The sequence below is a fragment of the Solirubrobacter ginsenosidimutans genome (assembly GCF_027587205.1).
In genome coordinates, this window is record NZ_JAPDOD010000014.1 from 74339 (window position 1) to 95193 (window position 20855).

Genomic DNA, 20855 nt, shown 5'->3' on the forward strand with positions numbered 1-20855 from the left:
CGGCGGTCACGACGCCCGGGACGCATTTCTGTGATGACATCTGTCCACAGGCCCGCGCGGCGTTTCTCATCTCACTTACCTACTCTTCTCATCTCACTGTCACACGGTGAGTTCTCGCCTTTTGGGTCGGTGGCGACTTGCGGTCTTTCGTTCTACCCTCTCGCCGAGATGTGTGGTCACCTAGAGGAGGGGACACATGGGTCGGCTTGTGGTCCGGCTCGTGGCGGGAGCGTTGGTCGCGCTCTGCTTCGCCGCGTGCCTGACCGGCGGCACGTCGGCGGCGTACGCCGAGGGCGGCAAGACGATCGCGGAGGCGCCGGAACTCACGTTCGGCACGACCGTGAAGGGCGAGCTGTACGACGGCGCGTTCTACTCGGGCTACTCCGTGGCGTTCTACTCGGCATCCTTCGTCAAGGGCGACCGGATCACGATCCGGACGAAGTCCTCCGGCGACGACACGCCACCGTGCCAGATCATCTACCTGCCGGGGGCCGACGACCTCAGCGTGGGGGCCACGACACCAATTCTGAACCCCGTGGATTCGTCGCGCGACGGAGCGAAGGACGTCCAGCGCTTCGAGCCGGCGCCCCAGGACGGCGGCTACGTGATCGCGATGACCAACGCCGACATCTTCTTATCCGGCCCGCTGCAGTGCTTAGACGCCCCCTCGGGTCGGCCGTTCACCTTCAAGGTGACGGTCGCACACCGGGGGAGCGGCAACGGTTCGGACAAGAAGGGAGGGAAGGAAGACCAAAACGCAGACCAGCGCACTAGCTCGGGCAGCGACGGCGGCCCCACGCGCGTCGTCCAGCCAGGCCAGAGCCTCTGGGCCATCGCTCAGGGCCTGTTCGGCGGGTCGGCGAGCATCGCGCAGGTGGCCTTCAAGGTCGACCGTCTGTGGCAGCTGAACGCCGATCGGATCGGCTCGGGCAACCCCGACCTGATCTTCCCCGGCCTCAGGCTGCGGCTGAAGTAACCAAGGCCTCCGGGCCTAGTATTGAGCGGCAGTCTCTGCCGTACGCACGCGTCCGTAGCTTAACCGGTGAACGGTGGCGAGAGTCGATGCTGAGGGCAACCAGCGTGCAAGTCATTCGAGCCGGCGCCGCCTCGGCGCGTGCCGGCGACTTGATCGCCGCAGTTTCCGGGTCGCACTGGGGATCTCAGATCAAAATCGTTGTCAAAAAGCCGCGGCCTTAAAAGCCGTTAGATGCGGGTTCGAGTCCCGTCGGGCGCATCGTTAGTTGGAGTCAGGAGCCAATGGAGATAACTGACACATTGGAAGCCTCCCCGGCGTCGGGATACGACCCGGCGGCGATCGAACTGAAGTGGCAGGAGGCCTGGAGGAGCGCGAACGCGTTCCAGACGCCGGCCGAGCCCGTCGCGGGCCGCCAGGACGTCCACGTACTCAACAGCCACCCGTTCACGTCGGGGGCCGCGCACATGGGCCACGTCCGCAGCTACTCGATCGGCGACGCGCACGCCCGCTTCCGGCGCGCACGCGGCGACTCGGTCCTCTACTCGCTCGGCTTCGACGCGTTCGGGCTGCCGGCCGAGCTCGGGGCGCTCGAGCACGGGCTGCCGCCGCGGGAGTGGGTCGACACCTGCGCCGCCCGGATGCGCGAGCAGTTCGACGCGCTGGGCTTCTCGTTCGACTGGTCGCGCACCTTCATGAGCTGCGACGAGGACATCTACCGCTGGTCGCAGTGGCTGTTCCTCGTGCTCCTGGAGGGAGGCTTCATCTACGAGCGCGAGGGCTCGATCGACTGGTGCGACAGCTGCAAGACGGTGCTCGCCCGCGCGCAGACCGAGGGCGGCCAATGCTGGCGCTGCCACGGGCCGGTGCGGCTCGTCCGGCGGTCACAGTGGTACGTCCGCGGAAGCGCCTACGCCGAGGAGAACGACCAGCGCCTCGCCGAGCTCACCGCGTGGAACAAGGGCGCGATCGGCGCGCAGCGCTCCGTGCTCGGACGTGTGGACGGCGTGGAATTGGATGGCAAGACGCTGGACGGCAAGCAGCTCCTTCTGTTCACGCCGCACGCGGGCGACGACGCCGTCGAGGCGGCCGAGTTCGCGCTCCTCTCCCCCAACCACCCGGAGATCGACAGCTGGACGGAGGCGCCGGGCGTTCGCGAGCAGCTCGCCGGCCTGCGCGACGCCGGCTGGCAGCGCGATGACCGCAAGCTCGAGGAGGTGACCGTCATCGAGACGAGCCTCTCCGTCTTCGTGCCCGGCATCCCCCGCCCCCTGCCGGTGCTGATCTCGTCCTCGGTCGACGCGCGCTTCGGCCCCACGGCGGTGCTCGGGATCCCGTCCGTCGACCGGACCGACAAGGCGATCTTCGCGCAGCGCACGGAACCCGCCGGCGGCGGTGCGCTGCGGCATGGCGCGGTCTGGCGCGGCAAGAAGGAGCCGCTGGTCACGCGGCCCGCGAAGCGCTTCCGCGCCGGCGACTTCCCGATCTCGCGCCAGCGCGCCTGGGGCGCCCCGATCCCGATCGTCCACTGCGACGCCTGCGGGACGGTCCCGCTGCGGCTCGACCAGCTCCCCGTGCGCCTCCCGGACGACCTCACCGTCACCGCCGAGGGCAACGTGCTCCTCGAGCGGCCCGACTTCCTGGACTGCGAATGCCCGGCGTGTGGCGGGCCGGCGCAGCGGGAGACGGACACGCTCGACTGCCACTTCGACGCCGGCTCGCAGCAGTACCCGCTGCCGGCCCCGACGGCGGACCGCGGGCACTCGCTGCTCACCCACCCCGAGCTCCAGCGCTGGGTCCCGGTCGAGTGGTACATCAACGGCGCCGACACCGGCCAGTTCGTCCTCGATCAGCGGACGATCTCGAAGATGCTGCGCGATCTCGGCCACTTCACCTGGCTGCCGGACGGCGAGTGCTACCGCGCGACCTACACGCACGAGATGGTGCAGCTCGACGGGCGCAAGATGAGCAAGCACCTCGGCAACACGGTCGCGCCGCACGAGATCGTCGAGCAGATGGGCGCCGACACGCTGCGCTTCGCGATGCTGCACGCGGCCGCGCCCGCGAAGGCGTTCACCTGGGACGAGAGCCTGCTGATCTACTCGCGCTCCTTCCTGCGGCGGCTCTGGACGTACGCCGAGCCTCGCCTGGGCGCGGCCTCGAGCCCGCCGCCGGAGCTCGACCTCTCGGACGGGCTGCGCCGGCGCCTCGCGGGCTGGTGTGACACCGCGGCCAGGAAGACCACCGAGAACTACGAGCGACTCGACATGCACCGCGCCACCCGCAACCTGGTGTCGTTGCTAGAGCGGATCGAGGACTTCGAGACGCGCGTCGTGGCCCGTCGCGAGCTGACCCCCGAGGACCGCGACGCGATCGTGTACGCGCTCTGCCTGTTGGTCAGGCTGCTCGCGCCGGTGGCCCCGCACATCGCGGAGGAGCTCTGGGCGCGGTCCGGGAGCGAAGGGTTCGTGGCCGACGCGGGCTGGCCGGAGTCCGCTGCCGTAGTGGCATGAGCGCGCCCCAGCGCAAGCCCCTCCCGCGCGTGCGGTCGATCGGGATCGCCGAGGCCGCGTACACGAGCCCGTTCAGGAGCTGGCACTCGCGGTCCAGCGTCCGCACGAAGCCGCGGCGGGCGATCGAGGAGGAAGAGCCGAGCGGGCTCGTGTACTTCCCGCCCGAGCTCGTCCCGGTCTCGGAACACGCGCTCGTACAGGGGCTCGGCGCCGACACCGTCAACCGCGTGCTGATCCAGCAGTTGCACACCTACCTCGAGTTCACGTCCGAGCTCGAGGTCGGCGCGGTCAACCCGGTCACGGCGATGATCAGCCGGCGCCGCTCCGGCTTCGACCTCCCGGAGACGATGGTGGAGGACGCCTACAAGATCTACACCGACGAAGCGTGGCACGCGCAGTTCTCCGACGATCTCGGGCGCCAGGTCGCGGTCAAGACGGGCGTGGGGCCGAGCGTCTTCGAGGAGCCGAACTTCTTCCGCAAGCTGAAGGGGTTCCAGCTGGACCTCGTGCCGGACGAGCAGCGGCTCGTGATGATCTTCTTCACGATCGTCTCGGAGACGCTGATCTCGGCGATCCTCGACGACATCCCGGAGGACCCGCGGGTCGTCATGGCCGTTCGCGAGCTCGTGGCCGACCACGCCCAGGACGAGGGCCGGCACCACGCCTACTTCAATCGCCTGCTCGAGTTCACCTGGCCGCGCCTGAACAAGACGCAGCGAGCGCTCATCGGCCCGCTCCTGCCCGAGATGATCCTCGCCTTCCTGGAACCGGACTTCGTGGCGATCGCGGGGAACCTCCGCGCGTGCGGGCTGACCGCCGAGCAGATCGATCAGGTGATGACCGAGTCGTACCCCGCCGCGACGGTCAGCGCCGGCATCCGCGCGTCGTCGAAAGCGACGATCCGCCACTTCGAACGCGTCGGCGTCGTCGACGATCCCCGTACCGCAGAGGCTTTGGAGGCAAGCAGGCTATGGCCATGAGCGCCGAACGCACTTGGACGATCCGCGACGCGCGCCCGGAGGACGGGCGACCGGTCCGGCGCTTCGTGTTCGACATCCTCAACGAGTACCACGTGGCGGCCGATCCCGATGACTCCGACGCGGACGTGATGGCGTTCGGCGCGGCCGCGGACGGCGTGGTGCAGCTGGTCGCGGAGGTCGACGGCGAGCCGATCGGCTCGGCGATCCTGACGCCCTACAGCGACACCGAGATCAAGTTGTCGAAGCTCTTCCTGAAGCCGGAATTTCGCAGCATCGGTCTGGGGAGCGAGATGCTGGCGCGCTCGGAGGCCGTGGCGAAGGAGCGCGGCTACCAGCGCATCAGCCTCGGCACACGGGCGCTCTACGTCGAAGCGGTGCGCCTCTATGAGCGGCGGGGCTGGACACGCGGCCCGGACCTGCCGCCGCCCGGGCCCGACCGCTACTACTACCGCGACCTCTAGCCGAGCGCGTCCGAGATCTTCGCCAGCGGCTTGGCGAGGCCGGCGACGAGGACGCTGAGCTGCTTGCGCTCGGCGTCGTCGACGGTGTCATAGCTCGGGTAGGCGTCGCCCTGCTTGAGCGTCGCGAGCTCCTGCTGCACGGCGTCGAAGCGCGTGTTGATGTCGTTCGCCAGCGTCGCGTCCTTCGCTCGCAACACGGGAGCGAGCAGCCCGAACGTCGTCTGCGCGCCGTTGATGTTGGCCTCGAAGTCGCTCAGGTCGGTGTGCGAGTAGCGATCCTCCTCGCCGCTGATCTTTGAGGTGGCGACCTCGTCGAGCAGCCCGTTCGCGCCGTTGGCCAGCTCGTCCGGCTTGTAGGTCAGCGACAGCGTCTTGGTCTGGAGCGTCTTGACGTCGGCGAGCAGCTTGTCGGCGATCGGCTCGAGCCCCTTGGTCGAGTTCTTCTCCCACAGCGCCTGCTCGATGCGATGGAAGCCCGTCCACTTCTGGCCCTTCTCGACGTCGTTCACGCGCGCGTCGATGTCCGGATCGAGGTTGCCGAAGCTCTCCGCGACCGGCTCGATCGTCTCGTAGGGCACGCGCGCGGCCGCGAACTCCTCCTTGGCCTTCTCCACGTCACCCGCCTTGACCGCGGCGACGAACGACTGCACCCGCGTGACCAGCTCCTTCGCCTGCGTCGTCACGTAGCGTTGGTAGCCGGTGACCGCCCCCTCCAGCAGCGGGTCGCTCGAGGCCGCCGCCGCCGTGCCGCCGACCGTGACGACGCCTGTCGCCGCGGTCGTCCCACCCGGGCAGGACAGCGAGTACTGACCCGGCTGCAGGTCCAGCGTGAACGAGCCCGACAGCCCCGCCACGAGGTTCTCCTTCTCGCCGAGGATGCGCGCGCCGCTCAGCACCTCGGCCTCGCTCACGCGGCCCGTGCCGGCGTTCGTGATCGTGAACGTCGTGCGCCCCGCGTCGAGCTTGATCGTGGCCGGATCGCAGCCCGCGTCGGTGAGCTTGATCTCGACCGCTTTCGGGCCTCCGCCACCCGTCGCCGCCGGCTTGCTGCCCGATGCGGTCGACTGGGCGTTCGGCGTCGCCGAGTCGCTGCCGCCGCAGCTCGCGAGCACGACGGCGCACAGCGGCACGACGCGCGCAGCGCGCTTGAACCAGACGAAACTGACCGTGGACAACAACGCTTGACTCCCGTCCTTAGGGTGGCCTAAGACGCTAGCGAAAAGGCATGAGAACGGCCACGCGCAAGCGGCTAGTTTCTGCCGCTAGCGGAGCCGCACCCGGCTGACGACGCCACCGTGGTCGGACGGCCACAGACCCGACGGCGTGCGCTCTGAGGCGTCGTGGCCGGTGACCGATGCCTTCACCGTCTTCAGGCCCGGCTTGGACAGCACGTGGTCGACGGTGTGGTCGAAGACGCCGGCAGGGTCGAACAGGCTCTTGAAGCAGCAGGACTGCCGCGCGCCGTTGTTCTTGAAGCCGAACTTCGTGAGCGCCTTGAACGCGAGCTCGTCGCCCGGCTGTTCGGGCTCGTGGTCCTGCGCGTCGCCGGAGTTGAGGTCGCCGACGAGGATCACCTGCTCGCTCGTCTTCAGCGGGCCCTTGGTCAGCTCCTTGGCCTGCGCCTCGCGGATCTTCGGGTCGCCGAAGGCCTCGAGGTGGGTGTTGAGGAACCGGAACGCGCGCGTGCCGACCTTGGCCTCGACCGACGTCCAGCCGCGGTCCACGGGGATCTTGATGCCGCCCACGCTGGGCTCGTAGCGGGTCTTGTAATGGCCGGTGCGGGCCTTGCCGACCTTCACCTTGCTGCCGGTGCGGACGAGGATCACGTCGCGCATCGTCAGGCGCGCGTCGAAGTCCGCGCCGAAGCTCGCGAGCGGGCCGGTGCCGGTGGCATCGTCGTGGTCGGCGTCGACCGGCAACTCGGCCTCGAACTCGTTCTGGACGACCGCGACCTTGTACTTGGCGCCCGCCTTCTTGAGCTCGGACTGCAGCAGGGCGAGGAAGTCGAACTCGACGGCCGTGGCCGGCGTCGCGCCGGCGAGCGGGCTGATCGGCTTCGCCCCACCGTCCGACGGCGTCTGCTTGCGCCACAGCGCGACCTCCTGCAGGCCCACGAGATCCGCGCCCGACGCCTTGATCTCGCGCGCCAGCGGGGCGGCCCGCTCGGGGAACTTCGTGCTCTGCAGCTCGTTCCAGACCGTGCCGGCGCCGTCGATCGCGGTCGGGATGTCGGGCGCGTTGATCGCCGGCGCGAGATCGGCCCCCAGGAACAGGTTGCGGGTCATCACGGTCACCTCCGGCGGCTTGGCCGCCTCCGCCGCCGCGGGACCGAGCAGCGCGGCAGCGGCCGCGAACGCGAACACGAATCTCCTGGGCATCGAGAGAACCTATCCCAGCTACCTTCATGAGTACGCGATGAGTTTTCAGCCGCAAAGGAGTCACACCCCGCGATGACACCTTCCAATCTCGCGATCGAGGCCTCCGGCCTCGTGAAGACCTTCGGCGATGTCCCGGCCGTGGACGGGGTCGACCTCGCAGTCCGGCGCGGCTCCGTATACGGGGTGCTCGGGCCCAACGGGGCCGGGAAGACGACGACGATCCGGATGCTGGCCACGCTGCTGGCGCCCGACGGCGGCTCCGCCCGCGTGCTGGGTCACGACGTCGTCGCGCACGCCGATGCCGTCCGCGGGCTCGTGAGCCTGACCGGGCAGCTGGCCAGCGTCGACGAGGACCTGACCGGCCGGGAGAACCTCGTCCTGCTCGGCCGGCTGCTCGGCCTCAAGCGTGCGGCCGCCAAGGCCCGCGCGGGCGAGCTGCTCGCGGCGTTCGGCCTCGAGGAAGCCGCCGGCCGGCTGGTCAAGCACTTCAGCGGTGGGATGCGACGGCGGCTCGACATCGCCGCCAGCATCGTCGTCACACCGGAGCTGCTGTTCCTCGACGAGCCGACCACCGGCCTTGACCCACGCTCGCGCAACCAGGTGTGGGACATCGTGCGGGCCCTCCAGGAGACGGGCACGACGATCCTGCTCTGCACGCAGTATCTCGACGAGGCCGATCAGCTCGCCGACGGGATCGCGGTGATCGATCACGGCAAGGTGATCGCCGAGGGCACGCCGAGCCAGCTGAAGGCGAGCGTCGGTTCGGGCGCCCTGCACGTGCGGCTGCTCGACCCCGAGCAGCGCGAGGACGCCCGCGCGATCCTCGAGCGCGAGCTCGGCGCCGCCCAGCGCGAGCCGGACCCGTCGGCGCTCACCGCCCCGTGCGCCAACGCCGAGCGCGGCGCGCAGGCCGTCGCCACGCTCGCCCAGCAGGGCATCGGCCTGGCCGGTTTCACGCTCGGCCAGCCGAGCCTGGACGAGGTCTTCCTCGCCCTCACCGGCCACCCGACCGACGACGAGCCCGTGGAGGCCACGGCATGAGCACGCTCGAAAACGACTCCCTGCGCAGCGCGCTCGCCTCCACGCCGCGGCCGCCGCGCGCCTCCGCCGCGAGCGCCGCGCTGACGTTCGGCTGGCGCGGGATGCTGAAGGTCCGCCACGTCCCGGAGCAGCTGCTCGACGTGACGATCACGCCGGTGATGTTCCTGCTGATGTTCACCTACCTGTTCGGTGGCGCGATCGAGGGCTCGACCGGCGAGTACCTCGACTACGTGCTCCCCGGCATCCTCGTGATGTCGGTGCTGTTCACGACGGTCTACTCGGGCGTCGCGCTCAACACCGATCTGACCAAGGGCGTGATCGACCGCTTCCGGTCGCTGCCGATCGCCAAGCCCGCGCCGCTCCTCGGCGCGCTGCTGGGTGACACCGTGCGCTACCTGGTGGCGGGCATCGTGATCATCGTCTTCGGTGTGATCCTCGGCTACCGGCCGGACGCGGGCGTGCCGGGGGCGCTCGCCGCGCTGGCCGTCACCATCGTCTTCGCGTTCGGCCTCAGCTGGGTGTTCACGACGCTCGGCCTGCTGTTGCGCTCGCCGAGCGCCGTGATGAACGCGGGCTTCATGGCGATCTTCCCGCTGACGTTCCTGTCGAACGTCTTCGTCGACCCGAGCACGCTGCCCGCCGCGCTCGAGGCCTTCGTCGAGGTCAATCCGATCAGCATCCTCGCGACCGTGTCGCGCGGGCTGATGGAGGGCAACGCCGAGGCGGGTGACCTCGCGATCGTGCTGGCCACCGCGGTCGCGCTGACCGCGATCTTCGCCCCGCTGACGGTGCGCCTGTACCGCCGCTGAGACGCAGCCACATCCTCGCCGGGCGATGCCGGCTCACCCCCGCCGGCGTAGGTTGCAGGCATGTGTCGATGGATCGCCTACTTCGGCAACCCGATCCGCCCGCGGATCCTGCTGTACGACACGCCGCACGGGCTGGTCGAGCAGAGCCGCCGCGACCGCCTCGCCAGCGGCTATCCGAACGCCGACGGCTTCGGCTTGGGCTGGTACGACGGGGACGGCAGCGAGCCCGGCCTGTACCGCAGCACGCAGCCCGCCTGGGCGGACCGCAATCTGATCGACCTTGCCGGCCACATCCGTTCGCCGCTGTTCCTCGGCCACGTCCGGGCCGCGACGGGCACGCCGGTCGAGCAGACCAACTGCCACCCCTTCCGCCACGGCAACTGGCTGTTCCAGCACAACGGGTTCATCGACAAGCACCTCGAGCTGCGCCGCCAGCTGATCCTCGCCGTCGACCCGTCGCTGTTCGCGGCGATCGACGGGACCACGGACTCGCAGCTCATGTTCTTCCTCGCCTTGACGTTCGGCCTCGCGGACGATCCGCTCGGCGCGCTCGAGCGGACGGCCGGCTTCGTCGAGGCCACCGGCCACCGCCACGGGATCGCCGAGCCGCTGCAGATGACGATCGCCGTCAGCGACGGCGAGCGCCTGTACGCGGCGCGCTACGCCAGCGGCCCGGTCGTCAATTCGCTCTTCGTCAGCGAGGACGCGAAGGCGATCCGCGCCCTCTACCCCGACGACGAGCGCTTCGCGATGTTCTCCGACGAAGCGCGCGTGATCGTCTCCGAGCCGCTCACCGACCTCCCCGGGCTGTGGCGCGAGGTGCCCGCCGGCACCGCGTTGATCGTCCAGCCCGGAGACGACGCCGAGGTCCCGTTCGCACCTACTTCTTCAGCTTGAGCGTCTTCGCGGAGGACGCCTTGCCGTCGGCGCCGACGACGGTCACCTTCAGCGTGGCCGACGCCTTCTTGAGCTTCTTGAAGGCCTTCAGCGACTTCTTGCTCACCTTGAGGGTCAGCTTCGCGTCGCCCGCCTTGAGCAGCGTCTTCCTGGCCGACGCCACGGTCTTCTTCTTGACCACGAGCGAGACGGACACCTTGCAGGCGGTCGCGCACGGCACCTTCACGCCGAGCCCCTTGGACGCGATCGCCTTGATCGAGAGCTTGCCGGTGACGGTCGCGACCGGTCCAGCGGGGCCGCCGCCCGGCGGGGGCGTGGGAGAGCCGCCGGCCACGTCGACCGTCTCGCAGCTGGAGACGATGTCGATCGCGTCGACGATCGCCGTGTCCTGGCCGACGCCGCAGTCGATCGTGTCGGCCTCGCCGTCGCGGGCGTTGATCGTGTCGTTGCCGAACGGGACCTTGCAGGAGTAGAGCCCGCACGTCGACGCCGTCGCGTCGCCGTTGATCGTGTCCTGGCCCGGGCCGCCGGTGATCGTGTCGTTGCCGAGACCGCCGATCAGCACGTCGTTGCCCGGGCCGCCGTCGAGCGTGTCCTGGTAGTCGCCGGCGGTCAGCTTGTCGTTGCCGCCGTTGCCGATCAGCGCCGAGTTGCCCTCGTCGAGGTTCGCGTAGACGGTGAAGATGTCGTCGCCCGGGCCGCCGGCGAGCGTGCCGGAGACGTGGGACTCGATCTTCTCGACGTTGACGACGTTGTCGGTCTCGCCCGGACGGCCGTCGTTGGCGACGCCGTCCATCGAGACGGAGATCGGCGGGTTGTAGTCGTTGCTCGGAATCGTCCAGTCGTCGACGACGTCCATCCCGGGGCCGCCGTCGACGTAGTCGTTGGCCGGGTCGTGGTAGGTGTCGGGCGAGATCGAGTCGTTGCCGTCGCCGCCCTCGATGTGGTCGGCGCCGCCGGACCCGTTGATCTCGTCGTCGCCCGGGCCGCCGAGCAGCGTCTCGTCGGTGTCCCAGCCCTTGAGCGTGTCGTTGCCCGCGCCGCCGTCGAGGGTCGTCCCCGCCGAGCCGTAGGTCTGCAGGATGTCCTTGCCGTCGCCGCCGAGGATGTCCACGTGCACGTTCTGCGGGAAGCTCGACCCGAAGCCGTTGGAGTCGTCACCATCGCCCAGCTCGAGCCGGATCTTGGCCGGCATCGGGCAGTGTGCCGCGAACGACGGGTCTTCCTGCGTACAACCCGGCGCCAGCTTGAGGTTGTCCTCGTAGAACGTGAGCTCGCCCTGATCGCCCTTGTCCAGCGACGGCGAGTCGCGGGCGCCCGGATCGGCGCGGTAGACGAGCGTGTCGCCTTCGTAGGACAGCGTTCCGGCCTGCGCCGCCGCGGGAACCAGCAGGACCGCCGCGAGCGTCGCCAGGAGGGGCTTGGTCAATCTCATGGACGCCATGCTCCGGCCCGGCGGACTTGAGCACATCAGGGATATCCCTAGCCGGATGGATGATGTTGACCGCGTCGACAGGCGAATATGGTCCTCACCAATGCCCCGGAGAGTCCTCGCGCTGATCGCGCTCATCATTTCGCTTGTCGTTCCGGCCGCCGCAGCGGCCGACGTCTCACCCGTCGCTTCCGGCTCGTCCACCGGAACCACGACCGCTTCGTTCGCGCTCACCGTCCCGGCCACCGCCAATCGCTACCTGGCCGTCGGCGTCTCGACGACCAACGCCGTGACCGTCTCCTCGGTGACCTACGGCCCGCAGGTGCTCACGCTCCAGCAGCAGGCGACCGAGAGCGGCGTGCGCTCTGAGACCTGGGGTCTCGTCGCACCCAACGCCGGCACCGCCACGGTCACCGTGACGGTGTCGGGCGCCGCGCCCGTGATCGCCGGCGCGACCGTGTTCGCCGGCGTCGACCAGGCGGCGCCGATCATCAACGGCGGCGCCGGTCAGCAGAACACCGGCGGCAACTCCGCGAGCTTCGTCACCAACGGCACGGTGACCAAGGACGGCATGTTCGGGACGATGACGCTCGCCCCCGCGTCCGGCACCACGGCGATCACCGCGCAGGGCTCGATCGACCTCGTCGTCGCCGACATGAACTGGAGCACGTCGCAGGGCACCATCCGCGGCGCAGGCTCCTCCCGCAGCGGCAACACCGGCGCGAACCTCGCGCAGAACGCCGGCATCGTCTGGCGCTGGACGAACCCGACCGGCGGGATCAACCCGTTCGCCCTCTCCTTCGTCGCGCTGCGCGCCACCACCGGCACGACCGCGCCCGTCGTCTCCCTGCCGACGAGCAGCAACGTGACGACCAACTCGGCGACGCTCGGCGGCACGATGACCTCGACCGGCGGCGCCACGATCAGCCAGCGCGGCGTTGTGTACTGCACGTGCGCGAACCCGGTGATCGGCGGCGCGGGCGTGACCCAGGTCAACGCGGGCGCCAGCGACACGCCCGGCGCCTTCGCCGTCAGCGCCCCCGGCCTCGCCGGTGGGACGACGTACACCTTCCGCGCGTTCGCCACCAACGCCGCCGGCACGAGCTATACGGGCGACGCGCAGTTCACGACGGTCACGCCCAACCGCGCGCCAACCGCGAACGCGGGCGGTCCCTACAGCTTCACCGAGGGCAGCGCGCTGACGTTGGCCGGGTCCGGGACGGACGCCGACAACGATCCCCTGACCTACTCGTGGGACGTCAACGGCGACGGCACCTACGGCGACGCGACCGGCGCCTCGCCCACCCTGACCACGGCGCAACTCGACGCGCTCGGCCTCGACGACGGGCCGGGCTCGGCCGCCGTCCGCGTGCGCGTCTCCGACGGCTCCCTCACCACGACCTCCGCCGCCACCACCGTCACCGTCAACAACGCGGTGCCGAACGCGACGGTGGGCAACAGCGGCCCCGTCGCCGAGGGCTCGACCGCGACGGTCTCGTTCACCGGCGTCAACGACCCGTCATCGGTCGACACCGCCGCGGGCTTCCGTTACGGATACGACTTCGACAACAACGGCACGTACGAGGTCGGCGGCTCGACCTACGCGACGGCCACCACGTCGGCCACCGCCACGGTGCCGGCGTCCTTCCTCGCCGACGGCCCCGGCACGCGCACGGTGCGCATGGTGGTGTTCGACAAGGACGGCGTCGGCCATCAGTACACGACCGCGATCACGGTCAACAACGCCGCGCCCACCGGGACGCTGGCGAACGTCGCCGTCGACGAGGGCTCGACGGCCACGGTCGGCCTGACCGACGTGGCCGACGCCGGCGGCGACGCCGTGCGCTACGCCTATGACCTCGACAACGACGGCACCTACGAGATCGGCTCGCTGACCTACGCCAACGCGTCGAGCGCCACCACGGCGCAACTGCCCGCGGCGCTGACGGCGGACGGCCCGGTCACGCGCACGGTGCGCGCTGCCGTCATCGACAAGGACGGCGGCTTCTCGTCCTACACCGCCACCGTCACGGTGCGCAACGTCGTGCCGACCGGCACGCTCGCGAACGTCACCGTCGACGAGGGCTCGACGGCCACGGTCGGGCTCGCCAACGTGGCCGACGCCGGCGGCGACGCCGTGCGCTACGCGTACGACTTCAACGACGACGCCACCGACGACACCGCCGTCACCTACGCCAATGCGTCCACCGCGACGACGGCCACGCTCCCCGCCGCGCTGACCGCCGACGGCCCCGCGACGCACACCATCCGTGTCCGGGTGATCGACAAGGACGGCGGCTTCACCGTGCGCACGGCGACGGTCACGGTCACGAACGTCGCCCCGGCGGCGACGCTGACCGCGCCGGCGACCGTCGACGAGGGCGACGTGGCCGACATCTCGTTCGCGGGCGTCACCGACGCCTCGGCGGCGGACGGCGCCGCGGGCATGAAGTACGCGTACGACTTCGACAACGACGGGACGTACGACGTCGGCACGCTCGACTACGCGACCGCGTCGCCGCTGGCGGCGGTCTCGCTGCCCGCGGCGCTGACCGCCGACGGACCCGTGAGCCGCACCGTCAAGGCCGCGGTCATCGACAAGGACGGCGGCGTCAGCACCTACACGAAGACGATCACGGTCGACAACGTCGCGCCCACCGCGACGCTGGCCGACGTCACGGTCTCCGAGAGCGCGCCCGCGACGTTGGAGTTCACCGCCGCCGATGACGTCTCCGCCGCAGACATTGCCGCCGGGTTCAGCTACGAGTGGGACGTCGACGGCGACGGAACGTTCACTCCCGGCACCGCGTCCGTCGTGGTGCCCACGACCGACGGCCCGAGCACGCACACGATCAAGGGCGCGATCCTCGACCGCGACGGCGGCCGCCACGAGTACACGGCGACGCTGCACGTCACCAACGCCGCGCCGACGGCGACGATCACCGGCCCCGACGCGGTCGCCTCCAACGGCGAGACGACGCTGACGATCCGCACGGCGGACGTCGGCGACGACCTCCTGACGGCGGTGCTCGACTGGGGCGACGGCACGACCGAGCCGATCACGGGCGCGGGTGAGAAGACCGTCACCCACACGTACACGACGTCCGGGGCCAAGAGCATCACGCTGCTCGCGACCGACAGCGACGGCGCCAAGAGCCCCGTCGCCCGCCATGACCTGACCGTCGCCGAGCTGCCCGCGGCGCCCGCGCCGACGGTCACGCCGGCCCCCGCCCCGGAGTCCACGCCGACCACTCCGGCGAGCCTCCAGCAGGCCATCACCGGCGTGCGCATCACGCCCCGCTGCCTGCGCGCGGACGACCTCCGCGCTCGCATCGCCAAGACCCAGACCATGAAGGTGCGTTTCTCGCTCGCCATCGCCGGGCCGGTGAAGTTCCGCCTCCAGCGGTTGTCCGGCAAGGGCGGCGCGTCCAAGTGCCCGCCGGCCCACGGGCGGCCCCACCCGGACGGCAAGCGCGTTCCCGGCGTCTACTCGCCGTTCACCAACAAGAGCGTCACCGTCCGCAAGGGCGCGAACACCATGACGGTCGCGGCGACCGGGCGCAGCGGCAAGCGCCTGAAGCCCGGCACGTACCTGCTCACGATCACGTCCGGCCAGGTCACCGCGCGTACGAAGCTGTGGGTGCTGGCGAACGAGTGACCCGTGGGATGGTGAGCGAGCGTCGACTTTCTTGAGCAGAGCGCGAGAAACTCGACGCTCGCGTCGCGAGCGCGAACCTGATCGAGCCGCGGGTGGGTAGGTTGGGGCGCCTATGACGCCAGAGACCCCGATGAAGGCCCGCCTGGCCGCGGGCGAGACGCTGTTCGGCACCTTTCTGACCCTCGGATCGCCGCTGGCCGCCGAGTCGCTCGGGCTGGTGGGCTTCGACTGGCTGCTCGTCGACCTCGAGCACGGCGGCGGGGACGAGTCGCTGCTGCACGCTCAGCTGCTCGGTGCCTCCGCCGCGGGCGTGCACGCGCTGGTGCGGGTCGAGTCCGACGTGCGCGGGCGGACGGCGCGGGCCCTCGACCTAGGCGTCGAGGGCGTGATGTGCCCGCAGGTGAACTCGGCCGAGGCGGCCGAGGCGTGGGCGTCGGCGCTGCACTACGGGCCGCCCGGCTCGCGCGGGATCGCGTTCTTCCATCGCGGCGCGCGGTTCGGGACCGATCCCGATCCGATCGCGACGGCGCGGGCGCGGACGCTCGGGATCGCGCAGATCGAGTCGCCGGAGGCGGTCGAGGCCTGCGAGGAGATCGCGGCGGTCGACGGTGTCGACGTGCTCTTCGTCGGGCCCTCGGATCTCTCCTACTCGATGGGCATCTTCCGGCAGTTCGACGACCCGCGCTTCCGCGTCGCGATCGAGCGCGTCGTCGCGGCGACGTCGGCGGCCGGCAAGACCGCGGGGATCTTCCTGACGTCCGTGGATCAGGTGCCGGCGGCGCTGGCCGACGGGTTCCGCATGATCGCCCTCGGCTCCGACGGCGGCTTCATGATGCAGGCGGCCAAGAGCGCCGTGGAGTCGCTGCGCACGCTCAGTGGTGCACCCAGATCTTCAGGATGATCAGCACGAGGCCGAGCACGCACGCCACGAGCCCGACCGCGAGCGCTTTGAGCCCGCGCAGGCCGGCGACCCAGGCCAGCGCGAGCCCGCCGGCGAACAGGACGGCGGTGTTCACGGCCAGCGCGAGGTTCACCGCGGTGTCGACACCGATCAGCCCGATCGCCGCCAGCAGGAGGATCGCAATCGCGGGCAAGCTGGCCTTGACCAGCGGCCACTCGTGCCCGAGCGCGTGCCCGAGCTCGGCGGGCCCCGGCAGGCGCGCCCGGGCGTGCCCCTCGATCAGCAGCGCGGACCACGCGTGGGCGAGCGCGAAGACGCTCTCGGCGATCGCCAGCGCCGCGATCATCACCCAGGCGTTGCCGCGCTCCCCGGAGCTGAGCGAGACGAGCAGCGAGCTCGTGAGAATCGTGCCGTAGACGCTGCCCGACCCGGAGAGAATCCGGTCCGCCCAGGTCTGTCGCCGTGGCGTGGCGAATCTGCCGCTCATCCGAGCGGCACTATGCCAATTCCCTTAGAGGGGCTGCGACGTGGGCGGGCTGAGGGCGGCGCGCATGGCGTCGGCGCACAGGTCGCCCAGCGGCCAGAGGAGCCCGCGGACGAGTGCGAGCGGCTCGCGGTCCTCGTCGCGCATCCAGCCCTGCTCGTCGCGGGACTCGACGAAGTAGGTCAGCGCATCTCGCCACGCGTTGAGGCGGGCGGGGCGCATCACGAGCGTGCTCACGCCGGGGCGCAGCACGAGGTCGCCGAGCTCGTCGGCCAGCGCGGTCAGCTCGCGCAACTCGAGCACGTCGTCGATCGAGAGCTCGACATTGCGGAAGCGCTCGCCCGAGAAGGCCTTCACGGCGTGCGCGGACGCGGCGATCTCCTCGTCGGGGAGATCGAACACGGCGAGGACGACGGCTTCGCCGTCGAGGCCCTGCGTGGTGTCGATCCGCGCGTTGTGCATGTCTGTAACTACGGTATCGGCCGCAGGGGCCGTTGGGACAAGCGCTTACTACCCGCAAGGCGAGTCCGCGTACCGGAAGTAAGCTCCGCTGCATGCCATCGCCCGAAGCGCCACTCGCGGGCTCCTGTGCGTGCGGGGCGGTCCGCTTCCACGTAATTGCGGAGTTCACGACCGCCGGCTACTGCCATTGCCACCGCTGTCAGCACCGCACCGGGACCGCCTGGTCGACGAACGGAATAGTTGGCGCGTCGGCAGTCGAAATACTTGCCGGTGCGGGTGAGTTGCGCACCTGGCGACCGGCGACCGGGTTGCCAAAGTCGTTCTGCGGTGTATGCGGGGGTCACGTGTGGTCCGGCGACCTCGGCTCCGACGGGGTCGTGGGCGTGCGGTTCGGGGCACTCGACGGCGACCCGGGCATCGCTCCGCGCTGGCGGCAGTGGCTGTCCTCGGCGCCCGACTGGGCGCCGATCCCCGACGACGGCCTTCCGCGCTATCCCGAGACCCGCGAGAGCGATTAACCATGTAACCCGATCAGCTATCGTCAGTTGCTGTGCACCAGCAATTGGCGTGGTACGTGGGTGGGCCGGTGGTCGGGCTCTGCGTGGTGGCCATGCGGTGGCTCCTGAACGAGCGCCTCGGGGCGACCAGCGCCTGGTCCAACGCGGTCGAGGTCATGTCGTCGCGCTCGGCGCGCCTCGACACCCGCGGGTGGCTGCTGATCGGCCTCCTCGCCGGCGGCGTGGTCTTCGGGATCTTCGGCGCGGGGCTCGACGGCTACGGCTGGCTGACCTCGACGTTCACCGGCGGCAGCCGGTGGGTGATCGTGCCGGTGCTGCTGGGCGCGGGTGCGCTGATCGGCTTCGGCGCGAAGACCGCGGGCGGGTGCACCTCGGGCAACGGGCTCTCCGGCAACGCGGTCCTCTCCCCCGCCTCGCTGGTGGCGACGGCGACGTTCTTCGGTACCGCGATCGTCGTCAGCTTCGCGATCGAGGCGCTGACGTGAAGCGCTTCGTCGCCCTGGTCATCGGCTTCGTCTTCGGCCTCGCGCTGTCGTGGTCGGGGATGACGGACCCGGACGTGCTGCGCGACGGGCTGCTGTTCCGCGACTCCTACCTCTTCCTCTTCTTCATCTCCGCCCTGCTGACGGCGTTCATCGGCCTGCGGGTGTTGAAGGTCCTGCAGGCGCGGGCGGTGCTGACCGGCGAACCGGTCGCTTGGACGACCGTCGCGCCCGAGCGCCGGCATGTGGTGGGGTCGGTGCTGTTCGGGATCGGCTGGGCGGTCGCGGACGCATGCCCGGGCCCGATCGCCGCGCAGGTCGGACAGGGCGTGTTCTGGAGCTTCGCCACCGCCGCCGGTGTCGTGCTCGGCGTGTGGGTGTTCCTGCGCCGCGCCTCAGCGGGGCGCGTACCGGCGCAGGGCCGGGCGGGCGCCTTCGGGGACCGTGTAGAACGCGCGGCCGTTCTGGCTGAGCGCTAGCGCTTCGCCCTGGCCTTCGTCGAGCAGGTCGGCTTGGGCGGTGCAGGGCGCGCGCTTGAGCGCACGCGAGAGCGACTCGCCCGGCTTGCGCGTGTAGACGAAGGCGCGGTCGTAGGTGCGCAGGACGATCGTGCGGCCGTCGCCGGAGACGTCACCGGCCGTGACGAGCTGCCCGGCGCCGAGGCGCAGCGTCGCCTTCTTGCGCAGTTTGCCGTGGCTCGCGACGTAGACGCCGGAGTTGCCGCCGAGATCCTTGGTGACGACGGTGAGCGCGCCGCTGCTCGGGTCGACGAGCAGCGTCTCCGCGTCGTGGGCGCCGTCGGTGTAGCGCAGGTCGATCCGCTGCGCGGCGACGCTGGTGACGGAGGCCGGCGGCGCGGCGAACCGGTAGACGGTGACGTTCGGGCGCTGCAGCAGGTTGTCGCCGATGTCACCGACGTAGAGGGTGCCCTTGCGGAGGGCGATGTCCTCCCAGTCGACCGCCTCGGCACCGGTGACGGCGACCTCGCGCTCCAGGCGCCCGCGCTGGTCGAGCTGGAAGACGCGCGGAACGTCGCCCGAGTCGTTGTGGGTCCAGAACGTGCCGTCGTCGGCTCGCGCGAGACCGGAGAGCTCGGTCGCGGCGGGCGCGTCGACCGTGCCGACCTTGCGCGCCTTGAGGGTCGTGCAGAGCGCGGGCGGGCGGGGCGTCGCGGTCGGGGTGGCGGTGCGCACGTCGGGTGCGGACGTCCGCGCGTCAGGCGCGGGCGGCGAGGACGACCCTCCGCACCCGGCGAGCACGAGTGCGACGAGCACACCGGCCCATCGAGCGTCGAGTTTCTCGAGCACAACTCGAGAAACTCGACCCTCGCGCCGCCGGCCGCCGATCCGGCGCCCGCGCGAGCCGCCGCCCGTCCCTCTCAGGTGACCCGCTCGGGTGGGGCCGGGAGGCCCCGGCGGGCGCCTTCGGCGACGAATTCCTCGAGGTGGGTCGCTCCGCCGGCGCCGGTCGGGACGCGCACCGAGAGCGCCGCGTAGAGCGCTGCCCAGCGCAGCGCGTCGTCGACGGCGAGGCCCGCGGCGTCGCCCCAGGCCCAGGCGGCCACGAACAGGTCGCCCGCGCCGGTGGTGTCGATCGAAGGGCCGACGTCGTAGCCGAGGACTTGCACGGCCCGGCCGTCGACGCACGCCGCGGCACCGTCGGAGCCGAGCGAGACGACGACGATCTTCACGCGCCCGCCGATCATCTCCGCGGCTTCCGCCGCGGTCGACGCGCCCGTCAGCACGAGCGCCTCGCGCTGTTCGATGAACAGGCCGGTCGCGCGCGACGCGGCGCCCGGAAGGCGGCCGGCGAAGGCGCGGGCGTCGTCGTCGCCGACGGTCACGTACGCGCGCGTGTTACCGGGGACCACGTCGAGCTGACTCAGGCCGGTGATCACCGCGCGCGGGGAGAGCGAGGCGACGTCCGCCGCGCGGGCGCGCACGCCCGGGTCATAGGTGACCATCGCGCGTTCGGGTCCGATCGGCATCACCGCCGTGATCGGCGTCCGCGCGCTGCGGGGCCCGGTGAGCTGGATGCCCTCGGCCTCGAGCATCGGGCCGATCAGGTCGCCGGCGGCGTCGTGGCCGACCGGGGCGGCGAGCGCCGTGGACAGGCCGAGGCGCGCGCAGCCGATCGCGGTGATCGCCCCGCCACCCGGTGAGCGCACCAGGTCACCCGCGAAGCGCTCCTCGCCGAGCTGCGGCAAGCCCTCCAGACCGACAAACGTCATGTCCATGAAGGCGGGGACCGCCACGACCACGTCGACGCTCATTGGCGGGAACTCTTTCAGGTTGAGCGGCGCCGGGCCATACGACCGATCGGCGAATGGTCGATCGCCTCGCCGAGGGTCCCGAAAGCGACACCGAGGCGCGCTCCCGCTCGGCCCACCCGGCTTTCATCCGCCGGGGCGATCGCGGCGTCCGGATCGGCGCCCAAGGCCACGGCGGCGGCGCGGCCGCGCTCCTCGAACGCGCGAAGCCGCGTCTCCCACCCGGTCTCCCACGTCGCGAGCGCCGTATCCCCACGCGTCCGCGCCAGCGCCGCCAGGTAGCCGAGCAGCGTCGTTACATGCTGCAGATCCAGCAGCGCGGTCCGGAAGGCCTGATTGCGCTCGAGCAGGAGGTCCGAAACGCCGCGCGCACCGGCCAGCCGCGCACCGACGGCCTGGGCGGCCGGCTGACCGTGAAGATCGTGCTCCTCGCCGACCCGCGACCGCAGCTCGACGAGCAGTTCGTGTGCCTCGTCGGCGCCCTCGGCGAGGAGGTCGTCGTCGAGCCGCCGGGCGAGCTTCGCCCAGTGGCTTTCGAGCTGGCGCGCGGTGGCGTGGAGCTCGCGCAGCGCGCGATGCTCGGCGGGGTGAAGCATC

General features: G+C 70.8%; 20 protein-coding genes and 1 tRNA gene. 13 read left to right on the plus strand and 8 right to left on the minus strand.

Annotated features, from left to right (window positions below):
- The first annotated feature begins 196 nt into the window (after positions 1–196).
- The 5 genes from OM076_RS15960 (at position 197) to OM076_RS15980 (ending at position 4927) form a co-directional block, all read left to right on the plus strand.
- On the plus strand, positions 197–976 hold the full coding sequence (locus OM076_RS15960; protein WP_270040998.1) for a LysM peptidoglycan-binding domain-containing protein: 780 nt from the start codon (positions 197–199) through the stop codon (positions 974–976).
- Positions 977–1024: 48 nt separating this feature from the next.
- Positions 1025–1234 (plus strand) — tRNA-Leu (locus tag OM076_RS15965).
- Between the two features lie 41 nt (positions 1235–1275).
- On the plus strand, positions 1276–3486 hold the full coding sequence (locus tag OM076_RS15970; protein WP_270040999.1) for a class I tRNA ligase family protein: 2211 nt from the start codon (positions 1276–1278) through the stop codon (positions 3484–3486).
- Complete coding sequence (locus tag OM076_RS15975; RefSeq protein WP_270041000.1) at positions 3483–4466, plus strand: diiron oxygenase; 984 nt, start codon at positions 3483–3485, stop codon at positions 4464–4466. Before OM076_RS15970 ends, OM076_RS15975 begins: the two co-directional genes overlap by 4 nt.
- Positions 4463–4927: a GNAT family N-acetyltransferase gene (locus tag OM076_RS15980; protein ID WP_270041001.1), complete on the plus strand. Its 465-nt coding sequence runs from the start codon at positions 4463–4465 to the stop codon at positions 4925–4927. Before OM076_RS15975 ends, OM076_RS15980 begins: the two co-directional genes overlap by 4 nt.
- Here the strand turns inward: OM076_RS15980 and efeO are convergent.
- Positions 4924–6102, minus strand: coding sequence for an iron uptake system protein EfeO (efeO, locus tag OM076_RS15985; RefSeq protein ID WP_270041002.1), 1179 nt, complete (start codon positions 6100–6102; stop codon positions 4924–4926). The genes OM076_RS15980 and efeO overlap by 4 nt on opposite strands.
- 87 nt (positions 6103–6189) lie before the next feature.
- Complete coding sequence (locus tag OM076_RS15990; protein WP_270041003.1) at positions 6190–7305, minus strand: endonuclease/exonuclease/phosphatase family protein; 1116 nt, start codon at positions 7303–7305, stop codon at positions 6190–6192.
- A 72-nt stretch (positions 7306–7377) separates the two neighbouring features.
- On the opposite strand from OM076_RS15990, the gene OM076_RS15995 reads away from it, so the two are divergent.
- From OM076_RS15995 to OM076_RS16005, 3 genes are read left to right on the plus strand one after another with little or no spacing between them, the layout of a single operon-like run.
- Positions 7378–8346 (plus strand): ATP-binding cassette domain-containing protein, encoded by a 969-nt coding sequence (locus tag OM076_RS15995; RefSeq protein ID WP_270041004.1) that lies wholly within the window; start codon positions 7378–7380, stop codon positions 8344–8346.
- Positions 8343–9155, plus strand: coding sequence for an ABC transporter permease (locus OM076_RS16000; protein ID WP_270041005.1), 813 nt, complete (start codon positions 8343–8345; stop codon positions 9153–9155). Before OM076_RS15995 ends, OM076_RS16000 begins: the two co-directional genes overlap by 4 nt.
- 60 nt (positions 9156–9215) lie before the next feature.
- Positions 9216–10052: a class II glutamine amidotransferase gene (locus OM076_RS16005; protein ID WP_270041006.1), complete on the plus strand. Its 837-nt coding sequence runs from the start codon at positions 9216–9218 to the stop codon at positions 10050–10052.
- On the opposite strand, the gene OM076_RS16010 is transcribed toward OM076_RS16005, so the two are convergent.
- On the minus strand, positions 10036–11487 hold the full coding sequence (locus OM076_RS16010; RefSeq protein ID WP_270041007.1) for a calcium-binding protein: 1452 nt from the start codon (positions 11485–11487) through the stop codon (positions 10036–10038). The two genes, OM076_RS16005 and OM076_RS16010, sit on opposite strands and share 17 nt — an antisense overlap.
- A 100-nt stretch (positions 11488–11587) precedes the next feature.
- On the opposite strand from OM076_RS16010, the gene OM076_RS16015 reads away from it, so the two are divergent.
- Both OM076_RS16015 and OM076_RS16020 read left to right on the plus strand, forming a co-directional pair.
- Complete coding sequence (locus tag OM076_RS16015) at positions 11588–15142, plus strand: PKD domain-containing protein (RefSeq protein ID WP_270041008.1); 3555 nt, start codon at positions 11588–11590, stop codon at positions 15140–15142.
- A 112-nt stretch (positions 15143–15254) separates the two neighbouring features.
- Positions 15255–16043 carry an HpcH/HpaI aldolase family protein gene (locus tag OM076_RS16020; protein WP_270041009.1) on the plus strand — a complete coding sequence of 263 codons (789 nt, stop codon included), beginning with the start codon at positions 15255–15257 and terminating at the stop codon, positions 16041–16043.
- Here the strand turns inward: OM076_RS16020 and OM076_RS16025 are convergent.
- A complete protein-coding gene (locus OM076_RS16025) occupies positions 16015–16530 on the minus strand; it encodes a hypothetical protein (RefSeq protein WP_270041010.1) in 516 nt (171 codons plus the stop codon). The two genes, OM076_RS16020 and OM076_RS16025, sit on opposite strands and share 29 nt — an antisense overlap.
- 24 nt (positions 16531–16554) lie before the next feature.
- The gene (locus tag OM076_RS16030; protein ID WP_270041011.1) at positions 16555–16989 is read right to left on the minus strand and encodes a hypothetical protein; all 435 of its coding nucleotides are present in this window, start codon (positions 16987–16989) and stop codon (positions 16555–16557) included.
- Positions 16990–17081: 92 nt separating this feature from the next.
- Here OM076_RS16030 and OM076_RS16035 point away from each other — a divergent pair, with 92 nt between their 5' ends.
- The 3 genes from OM076_RS16035 to OM076_RS16045 are packed head-to-tail and all read left to right on the plus strand — an operon-like array spanning position 17082 to position 18468.
- Positions 17082–17507 (plus strand): GFA family protein, encoded by a 426-nt coding sequence (locus OM076_RS16035; protein WP_270041012.1) that lies wholly within the window; start codon positions 17082–17084, stop codon positions 17505–17507.
- A 32-nt stretch (positions 17508–17539) separates the two neighbouring features.
- Complete coding sequence (locus tag OM076_RS16040) at positions 17540–17992, plus strand: YeeE/YedE family protein (protein WP_270041013.1); 453 nt, start codon at positions 17540–17542, stop codon at positions 17990–17992.
- Positions 17989–18468, plus strand: a complete 480-nt coding sequence (locus tag OM076_RS16045; RefSeq protein WP_270041014.1) for a DUF6691 family protein — start codon at positions 17989–17991, stop codon at positions 18466–18468. The genes OM076_RS16040 and OM076_RS16045 overlap by 4 nt, the downstream gene beginning before the upstream one ends.
- Here the strand turns inward: OM076_RS16045 and OM076_RS16050 are convergent.
- The 3 genes from OM076_RS16050 to OM076_RS16060 all read right to left on the minus strand — a co-directional run bounded on the left by OM076_RS16050 (position 18385) and on the right by OM076_RS16060 (position 20854).
- Positions 18385–19263: a hypothetical protein gene (locus tag OM076_RS16050; RefSeq protein WP_270041015.1), complete on the minus strand. Its 879-nt coding sequence runs from the start codon at positions 19261–19263 to the stop codon at positions 18385–18387. The genes OM076_RS16045 and OM076_RS16050 overlap by 84 nt on opposite strands.
- A gap of 104 nt (positions 19264–19367) precedes the next feature.
- Complete coding sequence (locus tag OM076_RS16055; protein WP_270041016.1) at positions 19368–20261, minus strand: carbohydrate kinase family protein; 894 nt, start codon at positions 20259–20261, stop codon at positions 19368–19370.
- A 14-nt stretch (positions 20262–20275) separates the two neighbouring features.
- Positions 20276–20854, minus strand: coding sequence for a hypothetical protein (locus OM076_RS16060; RefSeq protein ID WP_270041017.1), 579 nt, complete (start codon positions 20852–20854; stop codon positions 20276–20278).
- Between the last annotated feature and the right edge of the window lies 1 nt (position 20855).

Bases quoted from the DNA above. Each gene is read 5' to 3' on its own strand.
- OM076_RS15960 (WP_270040998.1), top strand. From the start codon at position 197: ATGGGTCGGCTTGTGGTCCGGCTCGTGGCGGGAGCGTTGGTCGCGCTC.
- OM076_RS15975 (WP_270041000.1), top strand. From the start codon at position 3,483: ATGAGCGCGCCCCAGCGCAAGCCCCTCCCGCGCGTGCGGTCGATCGGG.
- OM076_RS15980 (WP_270041001.1), top strand. From the start codon at position 4,463: ATGAGCGCCGAACGCACTTGGACGATCCGCGACGCGCGCCCGGAGGAC.
- OM076_RS15990 (WP_270041003.1), bottom strand. From the start codon at position 7,305: ATGCCCAGGAGATTCGTGTTCGCGTTCGCGGCCGCTGCCGCGCTGCTC.
- OM076_RS15995 (WP_270041004.1), top strand. From the start codon at position 7,378: ATGACACCTTCCAATCTCGCGATCGAGGCCTCCGGCCTCGTGAAGACC.
- OM076_RS16000 (WP_270041005.1), top strand. From the start codon at position 8,343: ATGAGCACGCTCGAAAACGACTCCCTGCGCAGCGCGCTCGCCTCCACG.
- OM076_RS16005 (WP_270041006.1), top strand. From the start codon at position 9,216: ATGTGTCGATGGATCGCCTACTTCGGCAACCCGATCCGCCCGCGGATC.
- OM076_RS16010 (WP_270041007.1), bottom strand. From the start codon at position 11,487: ATGAGATTGACCAAGCCCCTCCTGGCGACGCTCGCGGCGGTCCTGCTG.
- OM076_RS16015 (WP_270041008.1), top strand. From the start codon at position 11,588: ATGCCCCGGAGAGTCCTCGCGCTGATCGCGCTCATCATTTCGCTTGTC.
- OM076_RS16020 (WP_270041009.1), top strand. From the start codon at position 15,255: ATGACGCCAGAGACCCCGATGAAGGCCCGCCTGGCCGCGGGCGAGACG.
- OM076_RS16025 (WP_270041010.1), bottom strand. From the start codon at position 16,530: ATGAGCGGCAGATTCGCCACGCCACGGCGACAGACCTGGGCGGACCGG.
- OM076_RS16030 (WP_270041011.1), bottom strand. From the start codon at position 16,989: ATGCACAACGCGCGGATCGACACCACGCAGGGCCTCGACGGCGAAGCC.
- OM076_RS16035 (WP_270041012.1), top strand. From the start codon at position 17,082: ATGCCATCGCCCGAAGCGCCACTCGCGGGCTCCTGTGCGTGCGGGGCG.
- OM076_RS16055 (WP_270041016.1), bottom strand. From the start codon at position 20,261: ATGAGCGTCGACGTGGTCGTGGCGGTCCCCGCCTTCATGGACATGACG.
- OM076_RS16060 (WP_270041017.1), bottom strand. From the start codon at position 20,854: ATGCTTCACCCCGCCGAGCATCGCGCGCTGCGCGAGCTCCACGCCACC.